14 protein-coding genes are annotated in these 17,622 nt (G+C 74.7%); 3 read left to right on the top strand and 11 right to left on the bottom strand.

Going from position 1 to position 17,622, the window contains the following annotated elements; genetic code table 11:
* Position 1: 1 nt before the first annotated feature.
* Entirely contained in the window at positions 2-463 is a 462-nt protein-coding gene (locus ACIQTO_RS23935; protein WP_402391494.1) for a winged helix-turn-helix transcriptional regulator, read from the bottom strand.
* Positions 464-536: 73 nt separating this feature from the next.
* On the opposite strand from ACIQTO_RS23935, the gene ACIQTO_RS23930 reads away from it, so the two are divergent.
* Positions 537-1,781: an MFS transporter gene (locus ACIQTO_RS23930; protein ID WP_402391491.1), complete on the top strand. Its 1,245-nt coding sequence runs from the start codon at positions 537-539 to the stop codon at positions 1,779-1,781.
* Between the two features lie 143 nt (positions 1,782-1,924).
* Here ACIQTO_RS23930 and ACIQTO_RS23925 read toward each other — a convergent pair whose 3' ends face one another.
* Both ACIQTO_RS23925 and ACIQTO_RS23920 read right to left on the bottom strand, forming a co-directional pair.
* Positions 1,925-3,397: an MFS transporter gene (locus ACIQTO_RS23925; protein ID WP_402391488.1), complete on the bottom strand. Its 1,473-nt coding sequence runs from the start codon at positions 3,395-3,397 to the stop codon at positions 1,925-1,927.
* A gap of 219 nt (positions 3,398-3,616) precedes the next feature.
* Positions 3,617-5,182 carry a DUF6777 domain-containing protein gene (locus ACIQTO_RS23920; RefSeq protein ID WP_402391485.1) on the bottom strand — a complete coding sequence of 522 codons (1,566 nt, stop codon included), beginning with the start codon at positions 5,180-5,182 and terminating at the stop codon, positions 3,617-3,619.
* 202 nt (positions 5,183-5,384) lie between these two features.
* On the opposite strand from ACIQTO_RS23920, the gene ACIQTO_RS23915 reads away from it, so the two are divergent.
* Complete coding sequence (locus ACIQTO_RS23915) at positions 5,385-6,728, top strand: streptophobe family protein (protein WP_402391482.1); 1,344 nt, start codon at positions 5,385-5,387, stop codon at positions 6,726-6,728.
* A gap of 85 nt (positions 6,729-6,813) precedes the next feature.
* Here the strand turns inward: ACIQTO_RS23915 and ACIQTO_RS23910 are convergent, their stop codons facing one another.
* From ACIQTO_RS23910 to ACIQTO_RS23900, 3 genes are all read right to left on the bottom strand, one after another.
* Positions 6,814-7,794, bottom strand: coding sequence for a serine/threonine-protein kinase (locus tag ACIQTO_RS23910; protein ID WP_402391691.1), 981 nt, complete (start codon positions 7,792-7,794; stop codon positions 6,814-6,816).
* Positions 7,795-7,874: 80 nt separating this feature from the next.
* Positions 7,875-8,501: a hypothetical protein gene (locus ACIQTO_RS23905; RefSeq protein WP_402391479.1), complete on the bottom strand. Its 627-nt coding sequence runs from the start codon at positions 8,499-8,501 to the stop codon at positions 7,875-7,877.
* Positions 8,502-8,549: 48 nt separating this feature from the next.
* Positions 8,550-10,916: an FHA domain-containing protein gene (locus ACIQTO_RS23900; protein WP_402391477.1), complete on the bottom strand. Its 2,367-nt coding sequence runs from the start codon at positions 10,914-10,916 to the stop codon at positions 8,550-8,552.
* A gap of 310 nt (positions 10,917-11,226) precedes the next feature.
* On the opposite strand from ACIQTO_RS23900, the gene ACIQTO_RS23895 reads away from it, so the two are divergent.
* On the top strand, positions 11,227-12,576 hold the full coding sequence (locus ACIQTO_RS23895) for an acyltransferase (protein WP_402391475.1): 1,350 nt from the start codon (positions 11,227-11,229) through the stop codon (positions 12,574-12,576).
* 78 nt (positions 12,577-12,654) lie between these two features.
* On the opposite strand, the gene ACIQTO_RS23890 is transcribed toward ACIQTO_RS23895, so the two are convergent.
* The 5 genes from ACIQTO_RS23890 to hppD all read right to left on the bottom strand — a co-directional run bounded on the left by ACIQTO_RS23890 (position 12,655) and on the right by hppD (position 17,533).
* Positions 12,655-13,446 carry a DUF3050 domain-containing protein gene (locus tag ACIQTO_RS23890; protein WP_402391473.1) on the bottom strand — a complete coding sequence of 264 codons (792 nt, stop codon included), beginning with the start codon at positions 13,444-13,446 and terminating at the stop codon, positions 12,655-12,657.
* A 94-nt stretch (positions 13,447-13,540) separates the two neighbouring features.
* Complete coding sequence (locus tag ACIQTO_RS23885) at positions 13,541-14,503, bottom strand: alpha-ketoacid dehydrogenase subunit beta (RefSeq protein ID WP_402391470.1); 963 nt, start codon at positions 14,501-14,503, stop codon at positions 13,541-13,543.
* On the bottom strand, positions 14,500-15,522 hold the full coding sequence (locus ACIQTO_RS23880; protein ID WP_402391468.1) for a thiamine pyrophosphate-dependent dehydrogenase E1 component subunit alpha: 1,023 nt from the start codon (positions 15,520-15,522) through the stop codon (positions 14,500-14,502). Before ACIQTO_RS23880 ends, ACIQTO_RS23885 begins: the two co-directional genes overlap by 4 nt.
* 23 nt (positions 15,523-15,545) lie before the next feature.
* Entirely contained in the window at positions 15,546-16,460 is a 915-nt protein-coding gene (locus tag ACIQTO_RS23875; protein WP_402391465.1) for a phytanoyl-CoA dioxygenase family protein, read from the bottom strand.
* Between the two features lie 32 nt (positions 16,461-16,492).
* On the bottom strand, positions 16,493-17,533 hold the full coding sequence (gene hppD / locus ACIQTO_RS23870) for a 4-hydroxyphenylpyruvate dioxygenase (protein ID WP_402391462.1): 1,041 nt from the start codon (positions 17,531-17,533) through the stop codon (positions 16,493-16,495).
* Positions 17,534-17,622 lie beyond the last annotated feature (89 nt).

Here is a 17,622-nt window from a genome sequence, read left to right as displayed (position 1 = left end):
GTCAGTTCGCCCCGGATTCCGGCACCTTGCGTACGGCGGTGTCCGCCGGCCGGACCGGGCGGCCGTCGGCGGCCAGCACGGCCAGGTCGCGCAGCGGTCGGTCGTCACGCCGGTCCAGGAGCTCGGAGTGCGGCTCGCCGGGGTCGAAGAAATGCCGTTCGCCCCACTGGCGGAGCGCCACGACCACCGGGAAGAGGTCCTCGCCCTTCGGGGTGAGCGCGTACGCCTGGTAGGCGCTGCCGTCGGCGGCCGGTTCGACGGCGAGGATCCCGGCGTCGACCAGGGCGCGCAGGCGATTGCTCAGGATGTTCTTGGCGACGCCGAGACTGCGCTGGAACTCGCCGAACCGGCGACTGCCGTCGAAGGCGTCGCGGACGATCAGCAGCGACCACCAGTCGCCGATCGCGTCCACCGAGCGCGCCACGGGGCACGAGCTGTCGTCCAACCTGGTCCGCTTCACCATCTCCGACCTCCTGGGCGCCGATCGCCGTTGTAGCTGGTTGCATGATGCTACCTCTCAAGCCTATCGTGCTGCCATGTCGGTAGCATCATGCAACCAGAGTCCACCGCGGGTCCTGACCCGCCCCCTCACGCTGCTGTTCGCCCTCGCCAGTGGGGCCGCCGTGGCGAATGTGTACGCCGCCCAGCCCCTGCTGGTCGCCATCGCCGATGAACTCGACATCGGCCGGGCCGCCGTCGGCGCGGTGGTGACATGCACGCAGATCGGGTACGGGCTGGGCCTGATCCTGCTGGTCCCGCTCGGCGACCTGCTGGAGCGGCGGCGCCTGGTGACCGCGCAGGCCGTGCTGCTGGCGCTCGCGCTGACGGCGGTGGCCACGGCGGGCAGCACGGCCGCTCTGCTGGCCGGTCTGATGGGGGTGGGTCTGCTCGCGGTGCTCACCCAGTCCCTGGTGGCGTTCGCCTCCGTCCTCGCCCCGGCCGGCGAGCGCGGGCGGGTGGTCGGCACGGTGACCAGTGGCGTCGTCCTCGGCATCCTGCTGGCCCGGACGGTCGCCGGCGCACTGGCCGGCCTCGCCGGGTGGCGCGCCGTGTACGCGCTGTCCGCCGTGCTCACCCTGGTCCTCGCGGTGGCCCTGCGCCGCGCCCTGCCCCGGACCGGTCCCCGGACCGACGCTTCCCGGACCGACGCCCCCTGGGCCGGAGGTCGTTCGGTGGTGGTCGACTACCGCCGGGCGCTGCGTTCGCTCGCCCGACTGCCGCTGCGGGAGCCGGTCTTCCGGCAGCGGGGGTTGATCACCCTCCTGGTGTTCGCGTCCTTCAGCACGCTGTGGAGCTGCGTCGCGCTCCCGCTGAGCGAGGCCCCGCTGTCGCTCTCGCCCGCCGCGGTCGGGGCGTTCGGTCTGGCCGGCGCGGCCGGTGCGGCGGCCGCGGCGCCGGCCGGCCGGCTGTTCGACCGGGGGCTCGGCCGGTGGACGGTCGGCGCCGGCCTCGCCCTGCTGGCGCTCTCCTGGCTGCCGCTCGCGCTCACCCGGCAGTCGCTCTGGGCCCTCGCGGTCGGGGCGATCCTGCTGGACTTCGCCGTCCAGGCCGTCCATGTCACCAACCAGAGCATGGTGCTGGCCCTGGACCCGACCGCGGGCGGTCGGCTGATCGGCGGCTACATGGTGTTCTACTCCCTCGGCAGCGCGCTCGGCGCGATCACCTCCACGGCGGTGTACGCGGCGGCCGGCTGGTCCGCCGTCTGCCTGCTCGGTGCCGCGTTCAGCCTGCTCGCGCTGCTCGCCTGGTCGTGGACCCTGCGCCCGGCCCGGCTCCGGTAGTCCCGGCGCCGGGCCCCGGACGCCGAGCCCCGGACGCCGGTCGCCGGGCGAGAGCGGCGACCGGCGCGGGTGCTCCGGAGGGCAGCACGCGTGTGACCCCGGAACCGGCAAGGGTCAGCTGCGCCACGGTACATGACGTATCGTCAGGACTTCAGTGCGTCCGGGACCGGCAGGGTGACGACCTCCGCGTCACCCTGGACGGTGGCCGGCCGGCGCCGGTGGGCGAGGGCGAGCAGCAGACCGCCCGTCGCCGTGCCGACCAGGAGGACGAGCGCGCCCACCGAGGCCGCGCGGCCGACGGCGTCGGTGAACGCCTGGGCGACGTCCTGCGGTCGCGGGCGGCCGAGGGTGGCGAGGCGCTCCTCGAAGCGGCTGGTCATCAGCGTGCCGAGGACGCTGGTACCGAGCACCGCGCCCACCTGGCGGGCGGCGTTGACCGTCCCGGCCGCCGCGCCCTCCTTGCCGCGCGGCACATGGCCGACCGCCAGGGCGGTCGAGGGCGCGTTGGCCAGGCCGCAGCCGAATCCGAAGGCCATCAGCGCCGGGGCGTAGCCGCCGAAGCCGTCGGCCGGCGCGACGGTGGCGAACAGGGCGGCGCCCGCCGCCGCCAGCAGCAGCCCGGTGACGATCAGTCGCGCCGCCCCGACGCGTGGCCCGAGTACCCCGGCGGCCACCGAGGCCAGGATGAACATGCCGAACTGTGCGAGGAGTTGGACACCCACCTGGAGCGCGCTCAGCCCGCGTACCTGCTGCAGCCAGAGCACCTGGAGGAGGGAGAGGCCGACGAAGCCGAACAGGACGGTGCCGGCCAGCAGGAGGGCGGCGCTGTACGAGGGGTCGCGCATCAGCCGCAGGTCGAGCAGCGGGTGGCTGCGGCGCAGTTGGACCGCGGCGAAGGCGGTGAGCAGCACGGCCGCGCCGAGGGCGGCGGCCAGTGGGGCGCCGCCGACGTAGCTGTGGTGGCCGCCGTCGATCAGCCAGTAGATGAGCAGGGCGAGCCCGGCGGTGGCGAGGATCTGCCCGGGCCAGTCCAGCCGGACGCCCTCGGCCCGGGACTCGGGCACGCCGGACAGGGCGGCGGCGGCGGCGAGCGCCGCGATCACCGGGCCCAGCCAGAACGCGGTGTGCCAGCTCGACCAGCGCAGGGCCAGCCCGGCCGTGATCGGCCCGAGGGCGAGGCCCAGGCCGGAGGCGGCGGCCCAGGCGGAGATCGCGCCGGCTCGCCGGCGCGGGTCGGGGAAGGCGCCGGTCACCAGGGCGAGCGAGCTGGGGGTGATCAGCGCGCCGCCGAGGCCGGCGACCGCCTGCCCGGCCAGGACGGCGGACAGGCTCCCGGCGAACACCAGGACCACCCCGCCGGCGGCCATCGCGAGGGCGCCCAGCAGGAAGATCCGCCGCCGCCCCCACCGGTCGGCGAACGCGCCGGCGCCGAGCACGACGGAGGCCACCACCAGGGTGTACATGCTCGGGACCCAGACCAGGTCGGCGGAGTCGAGACCGAGGTCCGCGCGGACCGCGCCCAGGGTGCCGATGGTCTGGGTGGTCTGCACGAACACGGTGAACAGGCCGAGGCAGGCGGCCAGCAGGACGGTTCCGCTGCGGTCAGTGCGCGGCATCGGGCACCTCCGGGGTGCGGGACGCGGCGGGGCGGGGGACGGTCACGAGCGCTCCAGGGCAGTGGCGAATCAGTTGGTTTGATTTCGAGACTCACCCTAGCGTCAGTGCGTTTGATTCTCCAACCATTGTCTTCGGCCATCGGGAGTGGTGCCGACGAGAACGCGGCGGGGCGCCCCGGTGGGTCCGGGGCGCCCCGCCGCGAGGGGGGATTCGGCGGGTCAGCTCGGCGTGCCGCCCGACGGGGTGACGCAGGGCGGCAGGGTCGAGGGCGAGAGCGTCACGCAGGTCGCCGTCGTGAGGGCCGACCGCGAAGCCGAGGTCGTGGTGCCGGTGGCCGCTGCCGAGGTCGTGGTGCCGGTGGCCGTCGCCGTGGCCGTGGTGCCGGTGGCCGTCGCCGTGTGCGCGGTGGTGGTGGCCGTGGACGGCGTGACACTCGCGGTGGACGGCTTCACGCTCGCCGTGGACGGACCGGACGAGCCCGGTGGGGAGGACGAGGAGGGTCCGGCGGAGCTGCTCGACGACGAGGCCGAGGCCGACCCGGTGCTCGCCGAGGACGACGGCCCCGACGGCGAACCGGAGGAGCTGGACGCCGAGGCCGACCCGGTGGACGGACCGGTCGAGCCCGAGGTCGACCCGGAACTGGCACCCGAGGTCGAGGCCGAGCCCGAACCCGACGTACTGGCCGAGGTGGCGCCGGACCCCGACGCCGACGGGGAGACCGGTGGCATCGGCGCGGCCGGCGGAATGCCCGGTGCCAGCTCCCGCGGCGGCAGGACCGGCCGGTCCTCCACCTTGATCTGCCCGGTCACCCGGGCGAACCAGCCACCGGTGTCGATGTTCACCAGCACGAACTCGGCCACCGGCTTCGGCGCCGCCACCACGATGACCAGCGACGCCGGCTGGAAGCCGGTCCAGGACTTGCCGGTGTACTTGGCGTCGGTCACCAGCTCCGGCGGCTTCAGCGGGTTCCCGCAGCCGCAGCGCACCCGCGGCACGCCCTGCGCGTCCACCAGGACGGAGGTGCCCGCCTGCAGCACCGACTGGTAGGCGACGGCCACCCCGCCCTTGTAGCCGTGGTTGGTCACCCGGGTGTCCACCCGCAGGTAGACCGAGGTCAGCGAACGCATGTAGCTCGGGATGGCGGACTGCTCGATCCCCTGGGCGGAGGCCCAGGCCCGGCCGGTGTCCCCGGTCGAGGTCATGGAGATCAGCTTCTCGGTGTCGCAGGCCGGCTTGGACATCGCGCCCGCGTAGAGCCCGGACGACGAACCCTGCACGGTGTGGATGCCGGCCGGCGAGGTCGCGGGGGTGCCCGGCGTACCGCCGGTCGGCTTGGCGGAGCCGGCGCTCTGGGTGCCGCCGGTCGGCTTGGCCGCGGCGGTGGTCGGCTGGGGAGCGGAGACGGCGGTGGTCTCCACCGACTGGGTGAACGGCGCCGCCCCCGGATCGCTCGGCGACTGCAGCGCCACCTCGTTGGCGGCCGGAATGGCGTCACTGGCCTGCCCGCCCCCGCCGCCGGTGCTGTTGACGATCAGCACCGTCGCCAGCACGGCCAGCCCCGCCGTGCCCGCGGCCAGCGCCAGCTTCTTGCCGGAGCGCCACCAGGGCGTCGGACGTCCGCCGGACGGACCGCCCGGCGCACCGCCCGAGGAGCCGCCCGGCCCGGACGGCGGAACGGACGGCGGTCCCGGCGGGCCGCTCGACGGCGGCCCGGAGAGCGGGCCCGACGGCGGGCCCGAGGGCGGCCCGGTCGGCGGCCCGGAGTTGGGCGGTTGGGAACTCATCGAGGCTCCGTTTCGCGGGCGGCCGGGGAAGCGGCCGGCGCGGAACGCTCCTGCCACTGGCTTCCATTTCTGCCCCGGCCGGGCATCCGCCGCAACAGCACGCCGGTGCCGGGTCGCTGTGCGTACACAGCGCGCGGGAACCGGTCCTGGGTGACGCTGGACCCAGACGCGAGGGGGGTACCCGAGTCCACCAGGAGCCCGTATGCCTCAGGAGCCCACCACCCCGGCCCCCGGCCCGCCCGGTGTTCTGCGCGGCTGGCTGGACGCGCTGGCGGTCGTCCTCGCCGGGATCGCGGCGATGGCGGCGGTGGCCGCGCTCGGCCTCTGGGCCGCCGGCGCCGACTCGCTCCCGGGCGGCGGGTTCCCCTACGTCCTGGCCGGTGCGCTGGCGCTCGCGGTCGGCGGCTCCGTGCAGCTCGACGGCGGCGCCGGCTTCTTCGCCCAGGTGGACGCCGGGATCACCGCGATGCCGCTGAGCGTGGGACTGGTCGGCGCCCTGGTCATGGCGGAGGTGTTCCTGCGTCAGCTGCGCTTCCGGGCGGTCGCCGGCGGCGTCGAACTGCTCGGCCGGGTGGCCCGGACGGCGGCCGTCTGGGTGGTGGCCCTGGTGCTGCTCACCCTCGCCGCCCGGCACACCTTCGTCGTCCCGCTCGGCAACGACCTCGCCCAGCAGCTCGGCGGCGCCCTCGGGCTGACCCCCGAGATCGGCTTCCACGCGGAGGGGGTGAGCACCGTCGGCCTCGGCCTGCTCTGGCTGCTGGTGGTGCTGGCGCTCACCTTCGCGGTCTCCCGGCGGGCGCCGCTGCCCCGCGGCCTGGTGCCGTTCCAGCAGGCCGTCCGGCCGGCCGCGTTCGCGATGCTGTTGGTGCTGCTGGTCTGCGTGGCGGCCGGGCTGGTGGCGGGCCTGGTCACCGCCGTGGTGCACGGCAACGCGCGGGAGACGCTGGCGCTCCTCCTGCTGGCGCTGCCCAACCTGGTCTGGCTCGCGTTCGGGCTGGGGCTGGGCGCGCAGTGGCACGGCCATCTGGTCGGGGCACTCGGCTTGCCGGTGCCCGACGCGCTGTCCTCGGTGCTGCGCGGGCCGGACGGGCAGCAGGCCACCATCGATCTGGGCAGCCTCGCGGAGCAGAACGGCCTGGTCTGGCTGCTGCTGCCGCTGGCGGCCGGGCTGCTGCTGGCGGCGGGATTCCTCACCGCCTACCGCTCGCCGCGCGGGGTCCGGCTCTGGCAGCACGCCGTCCGGCTGGGCGCGGCGGCGGCGGTGACCATGCTGCTGGTGGGCGTCTGGTCACGGGTCTCCGCCGCCTACGGCCTCTCGGTGCTCGGCGTGGGCGCCGGGGAGGGCGGGCTGGGCGACCTCCTCGGCTCCGTCCTGGGGGACACCAGCCCGGCGGCGAGCCTCGGCGGCGGGTCGCTCTCGCTCAGCCCGCAGCTGTGGGTGGCGGTGCCGCTGGCGGCGGCCTGGGGGGTGGTCGCCGGCCTGCTGGGCGGTCTGCTGGCGGCCGGCCGGGGCCGGCGCGGCGAGATCCCGGCGGACGACAGCTAACCGACCGCCGGACGGACCGGGCCCCGCCGCGCCTCAGCACGCGCCCGCGGGCGCGGCCGCGCCTCAGCACGCCCGGGGTCGTGCCTCAGCGCATCCGGGGGTAGACGATCGGGGTCGCCCAGGGCGGTGGTTCGGGTACCGGCGGCGAGGCGCCCGGGCGGCCCCGGCCCGCGCCGGGGAGCACCTGGGTGGGCGGTCCGTCACCCTGCCACGCGGTGGCCGGGCCGGGGGCGTCGGCGTCGGCGGAGCGCAGCTCGGCCACGAACTGCAGGCAGCTGGAGTACCGGTCCTCGGGTGATTTGGCGAGTGCCCGGGCCACCACGGCGTCCACCGCCTCGGACAGGTCCGGGCGGTGGTCGCGCAGCGTCGGCGGCGGGTCGTTGAGGTGGGCCCAGAGCAGGGCGAGGTCACTCTCCCGGCGGAACGGCGGCGTCCCGGCCAGCATCTCGAACACCACGCACCCCAGGCTGTACTGGTCGCAGCGGCCGTCCAGCGGCCGTCCGGAGATCTGCTCGGGCGCCGCGTAGTCCAGGGTGCCGACGATCTGGCCGACGGTGGTCAGCCCGCTGAGCGAGAGCGACTTCTTGGTGAGGCCGAAGTCGGCCAGGTACAGGTGCTCCGGGTGTTCGCTGTCCGTCCCGGCGGCGACCAGCACGTTGCCGGGCTTGACGTCCCGGTGGACCAGGTCGTGGTCGTGCGCGGAGTCCAGCGCGGAGCCGATCTGCAGGGCCAGCCGGGCCGCCCGCCCGACCGCGAAGGGGCTGCCCCGGTTCATCAGCCCGCGCAGGTCGCCGCCGTCGACGAAGCGCATCGCGATGAACAGGATGCCGTCCGTCTCGCCCGCCTCGAACACCGGGATGATGTGCGGGTGGTCGATCGCCGCGGCGGCCTCCGACTCGTGGATGAACCGCTGGCGGAACACCTCGTTGCGGGCGAGCTCGGGTGCCAGCAGCTTCACCGCGACCGTCCGGCCCAGCCGCAGGTCCTTGGCCCGGTAGACGACGGCCATGCCGCCCCGCCCGATCTCGGCCTCCAGCCGGTAGCCGGCCACCCGTCGGCCGACCATGCCGGACGGCAGGCCGGGAGCCTCCTCGGTGTGCGGCACCCGTTCGGCGGACTCCCGTCCGGCCGGCCGGTCCGGGGGGATCACAGCTCACCCGTCCGGGTGGGCTCGTACCCGGACGGTGCCGGGCCGGGTGCCGCGTCGGGCGCCGTGCCGGCGGTCGGGCCGGGTGTCGGGCCGGGGGGCGCGCCGGGTGTCGGGCCGGGGGTGGCGCCGGGGGTGGCGTGCGGCCGTCCGGGGGCCGCGTACGTCTGCAGCTGGAGGCCGTCGCAGTAGCACCACCGGTCGTGCACCGGGTCGAAGACCCAGAGCGCCTCGCCGTCGACGACCAGTCCGACCCGCAGGCCGTGGGTCCGCTCCCGGAAGGTCTCCAGGTCGGCGCTGCCGGCCGCGAGGTCCTCCAGCAGCGCCCGGTAGCGGGCCAGCACGCCCTCGGCCTCGGCGAGCGCCGGGCGGGGGTCGGCCGTCCGGGCCGGCGGGCCGGTGGCGTCCGGCGGCGTCGCGGGGAGGTTGATCAGCAACCGGCCGTCCACCCAGGTGCTCCATCCGTTGGAGCAGAGCACGTTCCCCCAGTCGCCCTGCCGGCCGACCAGTTGGACCGGCAGCAGCGGGTCCAGCCGGGCCGACGGCTGCGCCGGGTCCGGGGCCGCCCAGGAGGCCATCCCGTCCGGTGGGGCGACATGGGTCGGGCGGAACGCGAATTCGTCCATGGGCTCCGTCCATCGGAGGGCACTTCACCATCGCGCGATCACGCGCGATCACTTCCGCATGATCGCGGGCTCCTGCCGGCGCAGCAGCGCGAGCACGACGCCGCCGAGCACCGCCGAGAGGCCCACCAGGATGCCGATGCACTGCAGCCAGCGGGTGCGGTCGGGACGGAACAGCGGATCCGCGGTGATGGCGGTCGGGAAGACCGTGTGCAGGTCGACGGTCTGGGCCATCGCGGCCAGACCCCAGCGCGAGGGCACCAGCCAGGCGAACTGCTCCAGGCCGGGCACCCCGTGCAGCTTCAGCATGGCGCCGCTGAAGACGATCTGCACCACCGAGAGGAGCACCAGCATCGGCATGGTGGCCTCCTCCTTGCGGACCAGCGCGGAGACCAGCAGGCCGAGCATCATCGCCGAGAAGGAGAGCATCGCGACGGCCAGGATCAGCTCGGCCAGCGGCGGCAGCACGACACCGGCGTGCACCTGGACGCCGGTGGGGAGCGTCGGGCTGAGGTCCACCCCGGCCAGGCCGACGGTGGTCAGCACGGCGGCCTGGGCCACCGTGATCGTGCCGAGCACCACCACCTTGGAGACCAGGTAGGCCGATCTGGAGAGCCCGACCACCCGCTCCCGTTGGTAGATCGGCCGTTCCTTGACGATCTCGCGCACCGCGTTGGCGGAGCCGGTGAGCAGCCCGCCGATACAGAGCGTGAGTACCACGTTGATCGCGTTGTCGGGGGAGATCCGGCTGCCGGCCATCGCCCGGCACATCACGCCGATGATGAACGGCAGGGCGATCATCACCGTGAGGAAGAGCCGGTCGGCCGCCAGGACGGCGGTGTAGCGGCGGACCAGGGTCGCCAGCTGGGAGAACCAGCCCTGCGGCTTCTCCGGCCCGATCGGGCTCCCGGCGCCCGCGGCGGCGTGCGCGGCGGGCACCGCCCCCACCGCGCCGGCGGCCACGTACCGCTGGAACTGCGGGGACTCCCGGAACCGGCGCTGCCAGGCGGCGTGGTCCTCGCTCTCGAACGCCTCGAAGGCCTCCGGCCACTCGGCGTAGCCGAAGAACGCCAGCGCCTCGCCGGGCGGGCCGTAGTAGGCGGTACGGCCGCCCGGGGCCAGCACCAGCAGCCGGTCGCAGACGGACAGGCTCAGCACGCTGTGGGTGACCACGACGACCGTGCGGCCGTCGTCGGCGAGGCTGCGCAGCATCGTCATCACCGAGCGCTCCATACCGGGGTCCAGCCCGGAGGTCGGCTCGTCGAGGAAGAGCAGCGAGGGCTTGGTGAGCAGCTCCAGGGCGACACTGACGCGCTTGCGCTGGCCGCCGGAGAGGCTGGAGATGACCAGGTCGGCCCGGCTGTCCAGCCCGAGCTCGTGGATCACCTCGTCGACCCGGGTCTCGCGCTCCCGCTTGGTGGTGTCGCCGGGGAAGCGCAGTTCGGCCGCGTAGGAGAGCGCGCGGCGGACGGTGAGCTGGGTGTGCAGGATGTCGTCCTGCGGCACCAGGCCGATCCGGCGGCGCAGTTCGGCGTAGTCGCGGTAGAGGTCGCGCCCGTCGTACAGGACGGTGCCCTCGTCGGCCGGACGCAGCCCGGTCAGGGCGTTGAGCAGGGTGGACTTGCCGGCGCCGCTCGGGCCGGCCACCGCGAGCAGGGCCTTCTCGGCGAGCGGGAAGCCGACGCCGTCCAGCAGCACCCGGTGCTCGGGGCCGACCCGGACCACCAGGCCCTGGACGTTGAGCGAGATCTCGCCGGTGTCGGTGTACTCGGCCAGCTCGTCGCCGGAGAGGCAGAACGCGGAGTGGCCGATGCCGACGATGTCGGCCGGGCCGACCGGGGCCCGGTGCACCGGGCGGCCGTTCAGGTAGGTGCCGTTGTGGCTGGTCAGGTCGACGATCTCGTGGCCGCCGTCGGGGAGCGTGCGCAGCTCGGCGTGGTGGCGCGAGACCACCAGGTCGTCCAGGACGAGGTCGTTGTCGTCGGCCCGGCCGATCCGTACCGTCCGGCCCGGCAGCCGGATGACCGCGCTGGGCCGGCGGAAGACGCCGGAGGCCTGCGGGGCGATCAGTGACGGTCGCTCGGCGGCGGCCGGCGCGGGCACTCCGGCGAAGGTCGCGGACGGGCCGTCCGCGGGGTTGCCGAACCGCAGCAGGGTGCCGGGGCCGACGTCCTCGTGGTCGATCCGGCGGCCGTCGGTGAAGGTGCCGTTGGTGCTGCCGACGTCGTCCAGTTGCCAGTGGCCGTCGCTGGTGTGCAGCACCGCGTGGTGCCAGGAGACCCGCGGGTCGTCGAGGACGATCTCGCCGGTCGGGTCACGGCCGACGTGGTACGACCGGCCAGGATCGATCAGTTGCGAATCCTGGTCGGTGACGAGAACCAGAGGCGGCGCGACGGGCGCGCCAGCGCGCTCTCCCATGACTCGCATTCTAGTCCGGCCGGGGCCCCCCGGCTTTCCGGCCCGGCCCGGTCGCGGCTCGACCGGGGACGGGCCGCGGACCGGCTGCGGACCGGTCCTGGGCGGGTCCTGGGCGGGTGCTGGATCGGTCGTGGACCGACTGTGGACCGACCGCGGACCGGACCGGACAAGTGGACTGGACCACTGGATCCGAACCGGTCAGCTGCCCTATCGTTTGCCCCGTCGTCCGGCGCGGCTGCCCCGTCGTCGACGTGTCTGCCCCTCGTCCGGAACGATCCGGACCGGCCCCCGCGATCCCCTGGACGGACCGATGAGCCTCTGGCCGCAGTTGCGCGAATCCCGGCTCGTCCGGGCCGGCCGGGCCCCCGGGGCGGTGCTGCGCTGCGGGCTGATGGACACCATGCTGGCCGACCTCTCGGTCTCGGTCGTCCTCTTCTTCGAGCAGGCCCTGGACGAGGACCGGCTCGCCGCCGGCCTCGCCCGCGCGCTGGCACAGGTCCCGGTCTTCGCCGGGCGACTGCGCACCGTGGGCGACGAGTTGACCGCCGTCTGCGACGACTCCGGTGTGCCGATGGACAGTTACGACGTCGACGGCACGCTCGCGGAGGCGATGGGCCGGGTCACCTCGGCCGGCGCCGGTCTGGTCGACCCGGTGGACGCCCCGGCCGCCCGGCTCGGCGGCGTCCCGCTGCTCACCGTCCGGATCACCCGCCCCTCGGCCGGTGGCACGGTGCTGGGCTGCTCCTGGCACCACGCGATCGGGGACCTGCAGAGCTTCATGCTGCTGCTGCGGGCCTGGTCCGCCGCGGTCGAGGGCGGGGAGCTGCCCGAGGCCGAACTGGTCGAGGACCAGGACGCGTTACTGGCGAAGGTGCTGCCCGTCGAGGACTGCGGGCGGCCCGGGTTCCGGCTGCCCGAGCCCGCCGAGGCCGCCCTGCTGGCCCGTGAGGTGGCGGCCGGGCCGCGCGCCAACCGGACCGTCCAGCTGTACTTCGGCGAGGCCGAGATCGCCCGGATGCGGGAGGAGTTCAGCGCGGCGGCGGGCCGAAGACTCTCCTCCGGCGACGTGCTCTGCGCCCACGTCGTCAGTACCGTCAGGGCCTTGGACGAGGACGGCGAGACCCGCTGGCTGACCGTCCCGGTCAACGCGCGCCGCCCGCTCGGCCTGCCGCCGACCCTGGTCGGCAACCTGCTGGGGGACGTCCATCTGCCGCACGCGCCGCAGGACGGGCCGGCCGCCCTGGCGGCCGCGCTCCGGGAGGCAGTGGAGGACTTCGCGGACGGGCATCTCAACCTCCGTTCCAACCAGGCCTTCCTGGAGGCGATCGGGCGGTCCCGGCTGCGTGACTGCGTGCCGCTCGGCTTCGACCCCGCGCACCGCCGGTTCAGCTTCTCCAACTGGAGCCGGTTCGGCGCGTACGAGGTCTCCTTCCAGGGGCACCGGCCGGTGTTCTTCAGCCCGGCCGCCAACTACCCGCTGCCGTGGGTCTCCTGGACGGTCGAGGGCTTCCACGGGGCCGGCTCGCTCACCACGGTGGTGCTTCCGGCGCGGCTGGCCGCCCGGCTGCGCGGCGCCGAGGGGCGGGCCGCGCTGCACCGCTTCCGCGATCCGGCCGACGTGCTGCCCGCGCTGGCCGCCGCCGTGCCGAAGGTGCTCTGACCTACCGGCCGGTGCGGAACGACGTGAGGGGGGAAGGCCCGAAGGCCTTCCCCCCCTCAGCTGCCGCGACCGGGCCGGTCAGGCCGGGAAGGCCGCCTCGATCGCCGTCCAGAGCTGCACCCGGGCCTTGAGCGCGAGCCGGACGGTGTCCGCGCAGGCGGTCCACTTGGCGTCGTCGTCGCCACAGAGGTCGATCAGCATCTGCATCGCCATCGGAGTGTGCTGCTCGCCGTCCACCTCGATGTGCCGGGCCAGGTAGTCCTTGAAGACGGTGAGCGCGCCGTCCGGGTCCTCGATCTTGATGACCTGGGCGAACATGTCGGGGATGAGGTCCTCGCGGCCGAAGGCGAACGCCGCCGCGCGGCAGTGCACCGGCGCGTTCTCGATGATCTCCCAGGTGGTCGTGGTGAAGTCGACGGCGGCCTGCGGCACCCCGGCCTTCTTCAGCGCCTCGGGCACCGGGGTGCCCGCGCGCAGCAGCTCCAGGAACGCCTCGACCGGTGCCGGGTCGGCGCCGGCCTGCCGCATGCCCTCGACGTACAGCTCGAAGTGGCTGGTGAAGCCCTCGCCGAGCTCGTCGCTCTCCTCCACCAGCACGATGTCGTTGATCAGGCGACGGCTGGCGGTCGGCCCGTTCGGGACCCAGGGCACGTCGACGCAGGTCAGCTCGCGCTGCAGGCTCTTCAGCAGCGACATGAAGTCCCAGACGGCGAACACGTGCCGGTCCAGGAAGGTGCGGACGTGCCCGATGCTGGTCAGGCCGCCGTAGACGGTGTGGCCGACGACCTCGCGGCGCAGCGGGTCGATGGCCTCCTGCAGGCCGGTCAGTCCGGGGTGCGAACGGTCCCAGTGGTAACGGTTGTTGGACATGTGAGCTCCTTCACGGGGGGACGGGATTCTGCCACGGCGGCTGCGCGCCGGACAGGGGTCGCGCAGCCGACGGGCCGGTCGATGACGGCGGGGGCTACTTCATGACGGCGCGCAGGGCGTGCCGCAGCTGCTCCCGGCCGGGCTGGAGGGCGCGGTCGAGGGCGGGGGCGAACGGCAGCACCGCGCCGTCCGGGCGGGTGATCCGGCGGGGTGGGGCGATCAGCCGCATCTCCTCCGCGGCCGTGGCCAGCACCTCGGCGCCGATCCCGCAGCTGCGGTTGGAGTCGTCGATGACCACCAGCCGGCCGGTGCGTTCCAGTGAGGCGGCGAGCGACTCCCAGTCGAAGGGGTGCAGCGTGCGCGGGTCGAGGACCTCGACCGAGATCTCGTCGGCGAGTTCGGCCGCGACGGCCAGCGCGTCGTGCACCAGGTGACCGACGGCGACCAGGGTGACATCGCTGCCGGGCCGGTGCACGCGCGCCGAGCCGAGCGGAATCGGCTCCAGCGCCCAGGTGACGGTCTCGCGCACGGCGAGTGCGGCGGCCGGCGCGAACACCACCACCGGGTCCGGGTCGCGTACGGCCGAGCGCAGCAGGCCGTACGCGTCGGTCGGCGTGGCGGGGACCACGGTCTTCACCCCGGCGTGCGCGAACAGGCTGTACGGGTGGTCGGAGTGCTGGCCCGCCCAGCCGTCCCGGGAGCCGGACCCGGGGACGACGCAGGTCAGCGGGACACTCGCCTGGCCACCGGTCATCAGGGAGAACTTGTGGGCCTGGTTGACGAGTTGCTCGAAGACGAGGAACAGCAGCGAGGGGATCTGGAATTCCAGCACCGGCCGCCGCCCGGCCAGTGCCGCGCCGATCGCCATCGCGGTGAAGGCCTGTTCGGAGAGCGGGGTGTCGACGATCCGCTCCGGCCCGAACCGGTCGAGCAGTCCGAGGGTCGGGCCGGCCAGGCCGGCGCCGATGTCCTCGCCGAACACGCAGACCGCGGGGTCGTCGGCCAGCTCGTCGGCCAGCGCCCGGTTGAGCGCCTTGGTGTAGGAGAGCCTGGTCATCCCGTCGCCCCCGCCCGCGGCCGCCGTCCGTCGGCGTAGAGATAGTCCAAAGCGCCCTCCAGGTCCGGGAGTTCGGAGGCGAGTGCGAATCGCTCGGCCTCCGCCAGCTCGGCTGCCACGGCGGCGTCGAGCTCGGTGGCGGCGGCCTCGCCGATCGCGGCGGCGGCGGGCAGCAGCGGGTCGCGGGCCCGCCAGTCGGCCACCTCCTCCGCGCTGCGGTAGCGCAGCTTCATCCGGCGCTCCATGGTGTGGTGGCCCTCGAAACGGTAGGTGCGGCACTCCAGGAAGCCCGGACCGCCGCCGGCCCGCGCCCGGGCGACGGCCTCCTCGGCCGCGGCCCGGACGGCCTCGGTGTCCATCCCGTCGACGGTGACGGCGGGGATGCCGAAGGCGGCCGCCCGTCCGACGGCGCTGCCCGCGACGGCGGTGGCGGCCGGCAGCGTGGTCGCGTAGCCGTTGTTCTCGCAGACGAAGACCACCGGCAGCCGCCACATCGCGGCCAGGTTGAACGACTCCAGCAGCACACCCTGGTTGAGCGCGCCGTCGCCGAAGAAGGAGACCGCCACCCGGTCGGTGCCGGCCTGCCGGGCCGCCCAGGCGGCGCCGACCGCGATCGGCGCGCCGGCCCCGACGATGCCGTTGGCCCCGAGGATGCCCAGCGAGAGGTCGGCGGCGTGCATCGAGCCGCCCCGGCCCCGGTTCAACCCGCCGACCCGGCCCGCCAGTTCGGCGAGCAGGCGGCGCGGGTCGACGCCCCGGGCGAGCACGTGGCCGTGCCCGCGGTGGGTGGAGGTGAGCCGGTCGCCCGGGCCCAGCGCGGCGCACACGCCGACCGCGACCGCCTCCTGGCCGATGTAGGGGTGGATGCCGCCGGTGATCACCCCGGACTTCACCAGGCCGAGCGCCAGCTCCTCGAAGCCGCGGATCAGCCGCAGCATCCGGTAGCGCCGCGCGGGCGTGCCGAGCGGCGCCACCCCCGCGCCGCCGTCCGGGGCGGGCGCGGTGTCAGCGGCCTCCACTGTCGCGCCGCCGGCCGCCGCCGTCACGGGGTGCCCCGCCAGAGCGTCGGGCAGATGTCCGGGTCGGCGTAGTCCGGCCGGTCGTCGGCGGTGCGGCGGACCACCACGTCGTGGTTGTAGACCACCGTGCCGCCGTCCGGCCTGGCGTGCCGGCGGTACTCGTTCGCGCCGTCCTGCAGGTGCAGCGAGATCGCGCGGCGCGGGGCGTCGGAGAGGTTGGCGCCGCTGCCGTGGTAGGTCCGGCAGTGGTGGAAGCTGACGTGCCCGCGCGGGATCTCGACCGGGACCTTGCGCACCTGCTGCCCGTTGTGGTGCGCGTTGGCGGCCAGGATCGACTCCAGCTCGGAGCGGTCGCGGTGGGCGAAGTGGCGGGTGGAGTCCTCGCCGGAGTTCAGCTCGCGCCAGCGGTGGCTGCCGTCGATCATGGTGATGGTGCCGTTCTCCTCCCGGCAGTCGTGGAACGGGAGGAAGGCGGTGAGCATCCGGTCGGAGCTGGAGGTCTGCCAGTAGTGCTTGTCGAAGTGCCAGGGCACCTGGTTGGTGGGCTCCTCGGGCACCGGCGGCTTGTAGATCAGCGTCGCCTGGAAGACCCGGATCTCCTCGGCCTCGGCGAGCAGCGCGGCGACGGCGCCCAGCAGCGGCTTGCGCAGGATCGCGGCGATCGCGTCGCTCTCGTAGTGGACGTAGTCGTTGTGCCGCTGGACCGGGCCGTGCGAGGGGTCCCAGGCGGCGAGGTTCGGCGGGCGGACGGGCAGCTCGCGGTCCCGGTGGCCCTCGTAGTACTTCTCGGTGGCGGCCTGCAGGGTGTCCAGTTCCTCGTCGCTGAACAGCCGGCGGGAGAGGTACCAGCCGTGTTCGAGGTACCCGGCCACCTCCTCGGGCGTGGGCAGCAGCGCGCGCTCGGCCTCGGTGAGCCGGAACTCGGGTGCGGTGGTCATGCGGGGGCCTCCTTCTGCGGGGCGGGGGTTGCTCAGACGGAGGCGGCAGAGCCCTGCCGCTCGACGGCCTCGTACAGGGCCTTGATGTTGGCGGTGCCGAAGGTGCCCGCGCCCTGGCGCTCGATCAGCTCCAGGAAGTAGGTGCGGCGCGGGTGCGTCGAGCGCAGGAAGATCTGGAACAGCTGCCCGCCGTGGTCCTGGTCGACCAGGACGTCGAGTTCGCGCAGCGTGTCGACCGGGATGGCCGTCCCGCCGAGCCGCTCCGCCAGCGCGTCGTAGTAGGCGCCCGGGGTGCTGAGGAACTCCACCCCGCGGTCGCGGACGGTGCGGACGGCGGTGGCGATGTCGCCGGTGCGGAAGGCCAGGTGCTGGACGCCCGCGCCCTCGTTGTCGGCCAGGAAGGTGTCGATCTGGCCGGGCCGGCGGGTGGTGTCGGGCTCGATCAGGGTGAAGGTGACCTCACCGGAGGCGCTCTGCACCACACTGGAGTCCATCGCCTGCTCGCCGACCTCGATGTACTCGCCGAAGATCCGGTGGAGGCCGAGCGCGGCCTCGCAGAACTTGACGGCGGGGGCGAGCTCCCCGGCCGGCACGCAGATCGCGGCGTGGTCGAGGGCGTCCAGCAGGGTGGTGGCGGGCGTCGCGGGGGCGGGCCCGGCCGGCGCCTCGGGGACGAACCGCAGCGCGACGTCGCCGAAGCCGGCCACCAGCCCGCCGGTCCGGTCCAGGACGCGGGCGCCGTGCCGCTCGGCGCGCTCCAGCGAAGCCTGCGGGTCGGTGCAGCCGAGGGCGATCACCCCGACGCCGTCGCCGTGCACGGCCACGAAGCGGGCGACCGGGTGGTCGGGGTCGGTGGCGGAGACGAGGTGCAGCCGGATGCCGCCCTGCCGCAGCCGGACGGTGCGCGCGCCGAGCGGCCCGGCGGCGGGCGCCGCCGGGACGGGGGACCCGGGCGTCTGTTCATCGGGCGTCTGTTCATCGGGGGCGAAGCCGAAGTCGGCGCAGAGGCCGGCCGCGGTCTTGTCCGCGTCGGCGCAGTGGAACTCGACATGGGTGATGGACTGGATGGACAACGGGTTCTCCCCGGGGGTGGCGAATGATGGATGGCCGGGGCTCGGCCCGGCCCGGGCACCCCGCCGGGCCGGGCCGGCTCCGGCGGGGC

The sequence above is a fragment of the Kitasatospora sp. NPDC091207 genome, from assembly GCF_044768625.1.
GTDB lineage: Bacteria > Actinomycetota > Actinomycetes > Streptomycetales > Streptomycetaceae > Kitasatospora.
This window is presented reverse-complemented; position numbering and strand designations above follow the sequence as displayed.

Excerpts from the sequence above, each read along its gene's own strand:
- ACIQTO_RS23900 (WP_402391477.1), bottom strand. The coding sequence starts at position 10,916 with ATGGGAGAGCGCGCTGGCGCGCCCGTCGCGCCGCCTCTGGTTCTCGTC.
- ACIQTO_RS23890 (WP_402391473.1), bottom strand. The coding sequence starts at position 13,446 with ATGTCCAACAACCGTTACCACTGGGACCGTTCGCACCCCGGACTGACC.
- ACIQTO_RS23920 (WP_402391485.1), bottom strand. The coding sequence starts at position 5,182 with ATGAGTTCCCAACCGCCCAACTCCGGGCCGCCGACCGGGCCGCCCTCG.
- ACIQTO_RS23895 (WP_402391475.1), top strand. The coding sequence starts at position 11,227 with ATGAGCCTCTGGCCGCAGTTGCGCGAATCCCGGCTCGTCCGGGCCGGC.
- ACIQTO_RS23915 (WP_402391482.1), top strand. The coding sequence starts at position 5,385 with ATGCCTCAGGAGCCCACCACCCCGGCCCCCGGCCCGCCCGGTGTTCTG.
- ACIQTO_RS23885 (WP_402391470.1), bottom strand. The coding sequence starts at position 14,503 with ATGACCAGGCTCTCCTACACCAAGGCGCTCAACCGGGCGCTGGCCGAC.
- ACIQTO_RS23910 (WP_402391691.1), bottom strand. The coding sequence starts at position 7,794 with ATGGTCGGCCGACGGGTGGCCGGCTACCGGCTGGAGGCCGAGATCGGG.
- ACIQTO_RS23905 (WP_402391479.1), bottom strand. The coding sequence starts at position 8,501 with ATGGACGAATTCGCGTTCCGCCCGACCCATGTCGCCCCACCGGACGGG.
- ACIQTO_RS23875 (WP_402391465.1), bottom strand. The coding sequence starts at position 16,460 with ATGACCACCGCACCCGAGTTCCGGCTCACCGAGGCCGAGCGCGCGCTG.
- ACIQTO_RS23930 (WP_402391491.1), top strand. The coding sequence starts at position 537 with ATGTCGGTAGCATCATGCAACCAGAGTCCACCGCGGGTCCTGACCCGC.
- ACIQTO_RS23925 (WP_402391488.1), bottom strand. The coding sequence starts at position 3,397 with ATGCCGCGCACTGACCGCAGCGGAACCGTCCTGCTGGCCGCCTGCCTC.
- ACIQTO_RS23935 (WP_402391494.1), bottom strand. The coding sequence starts at position 463 with ATGGTGAAGCGGACCAGGTTGGACGACAGCTCGTGCCCCGTGGCGCGC.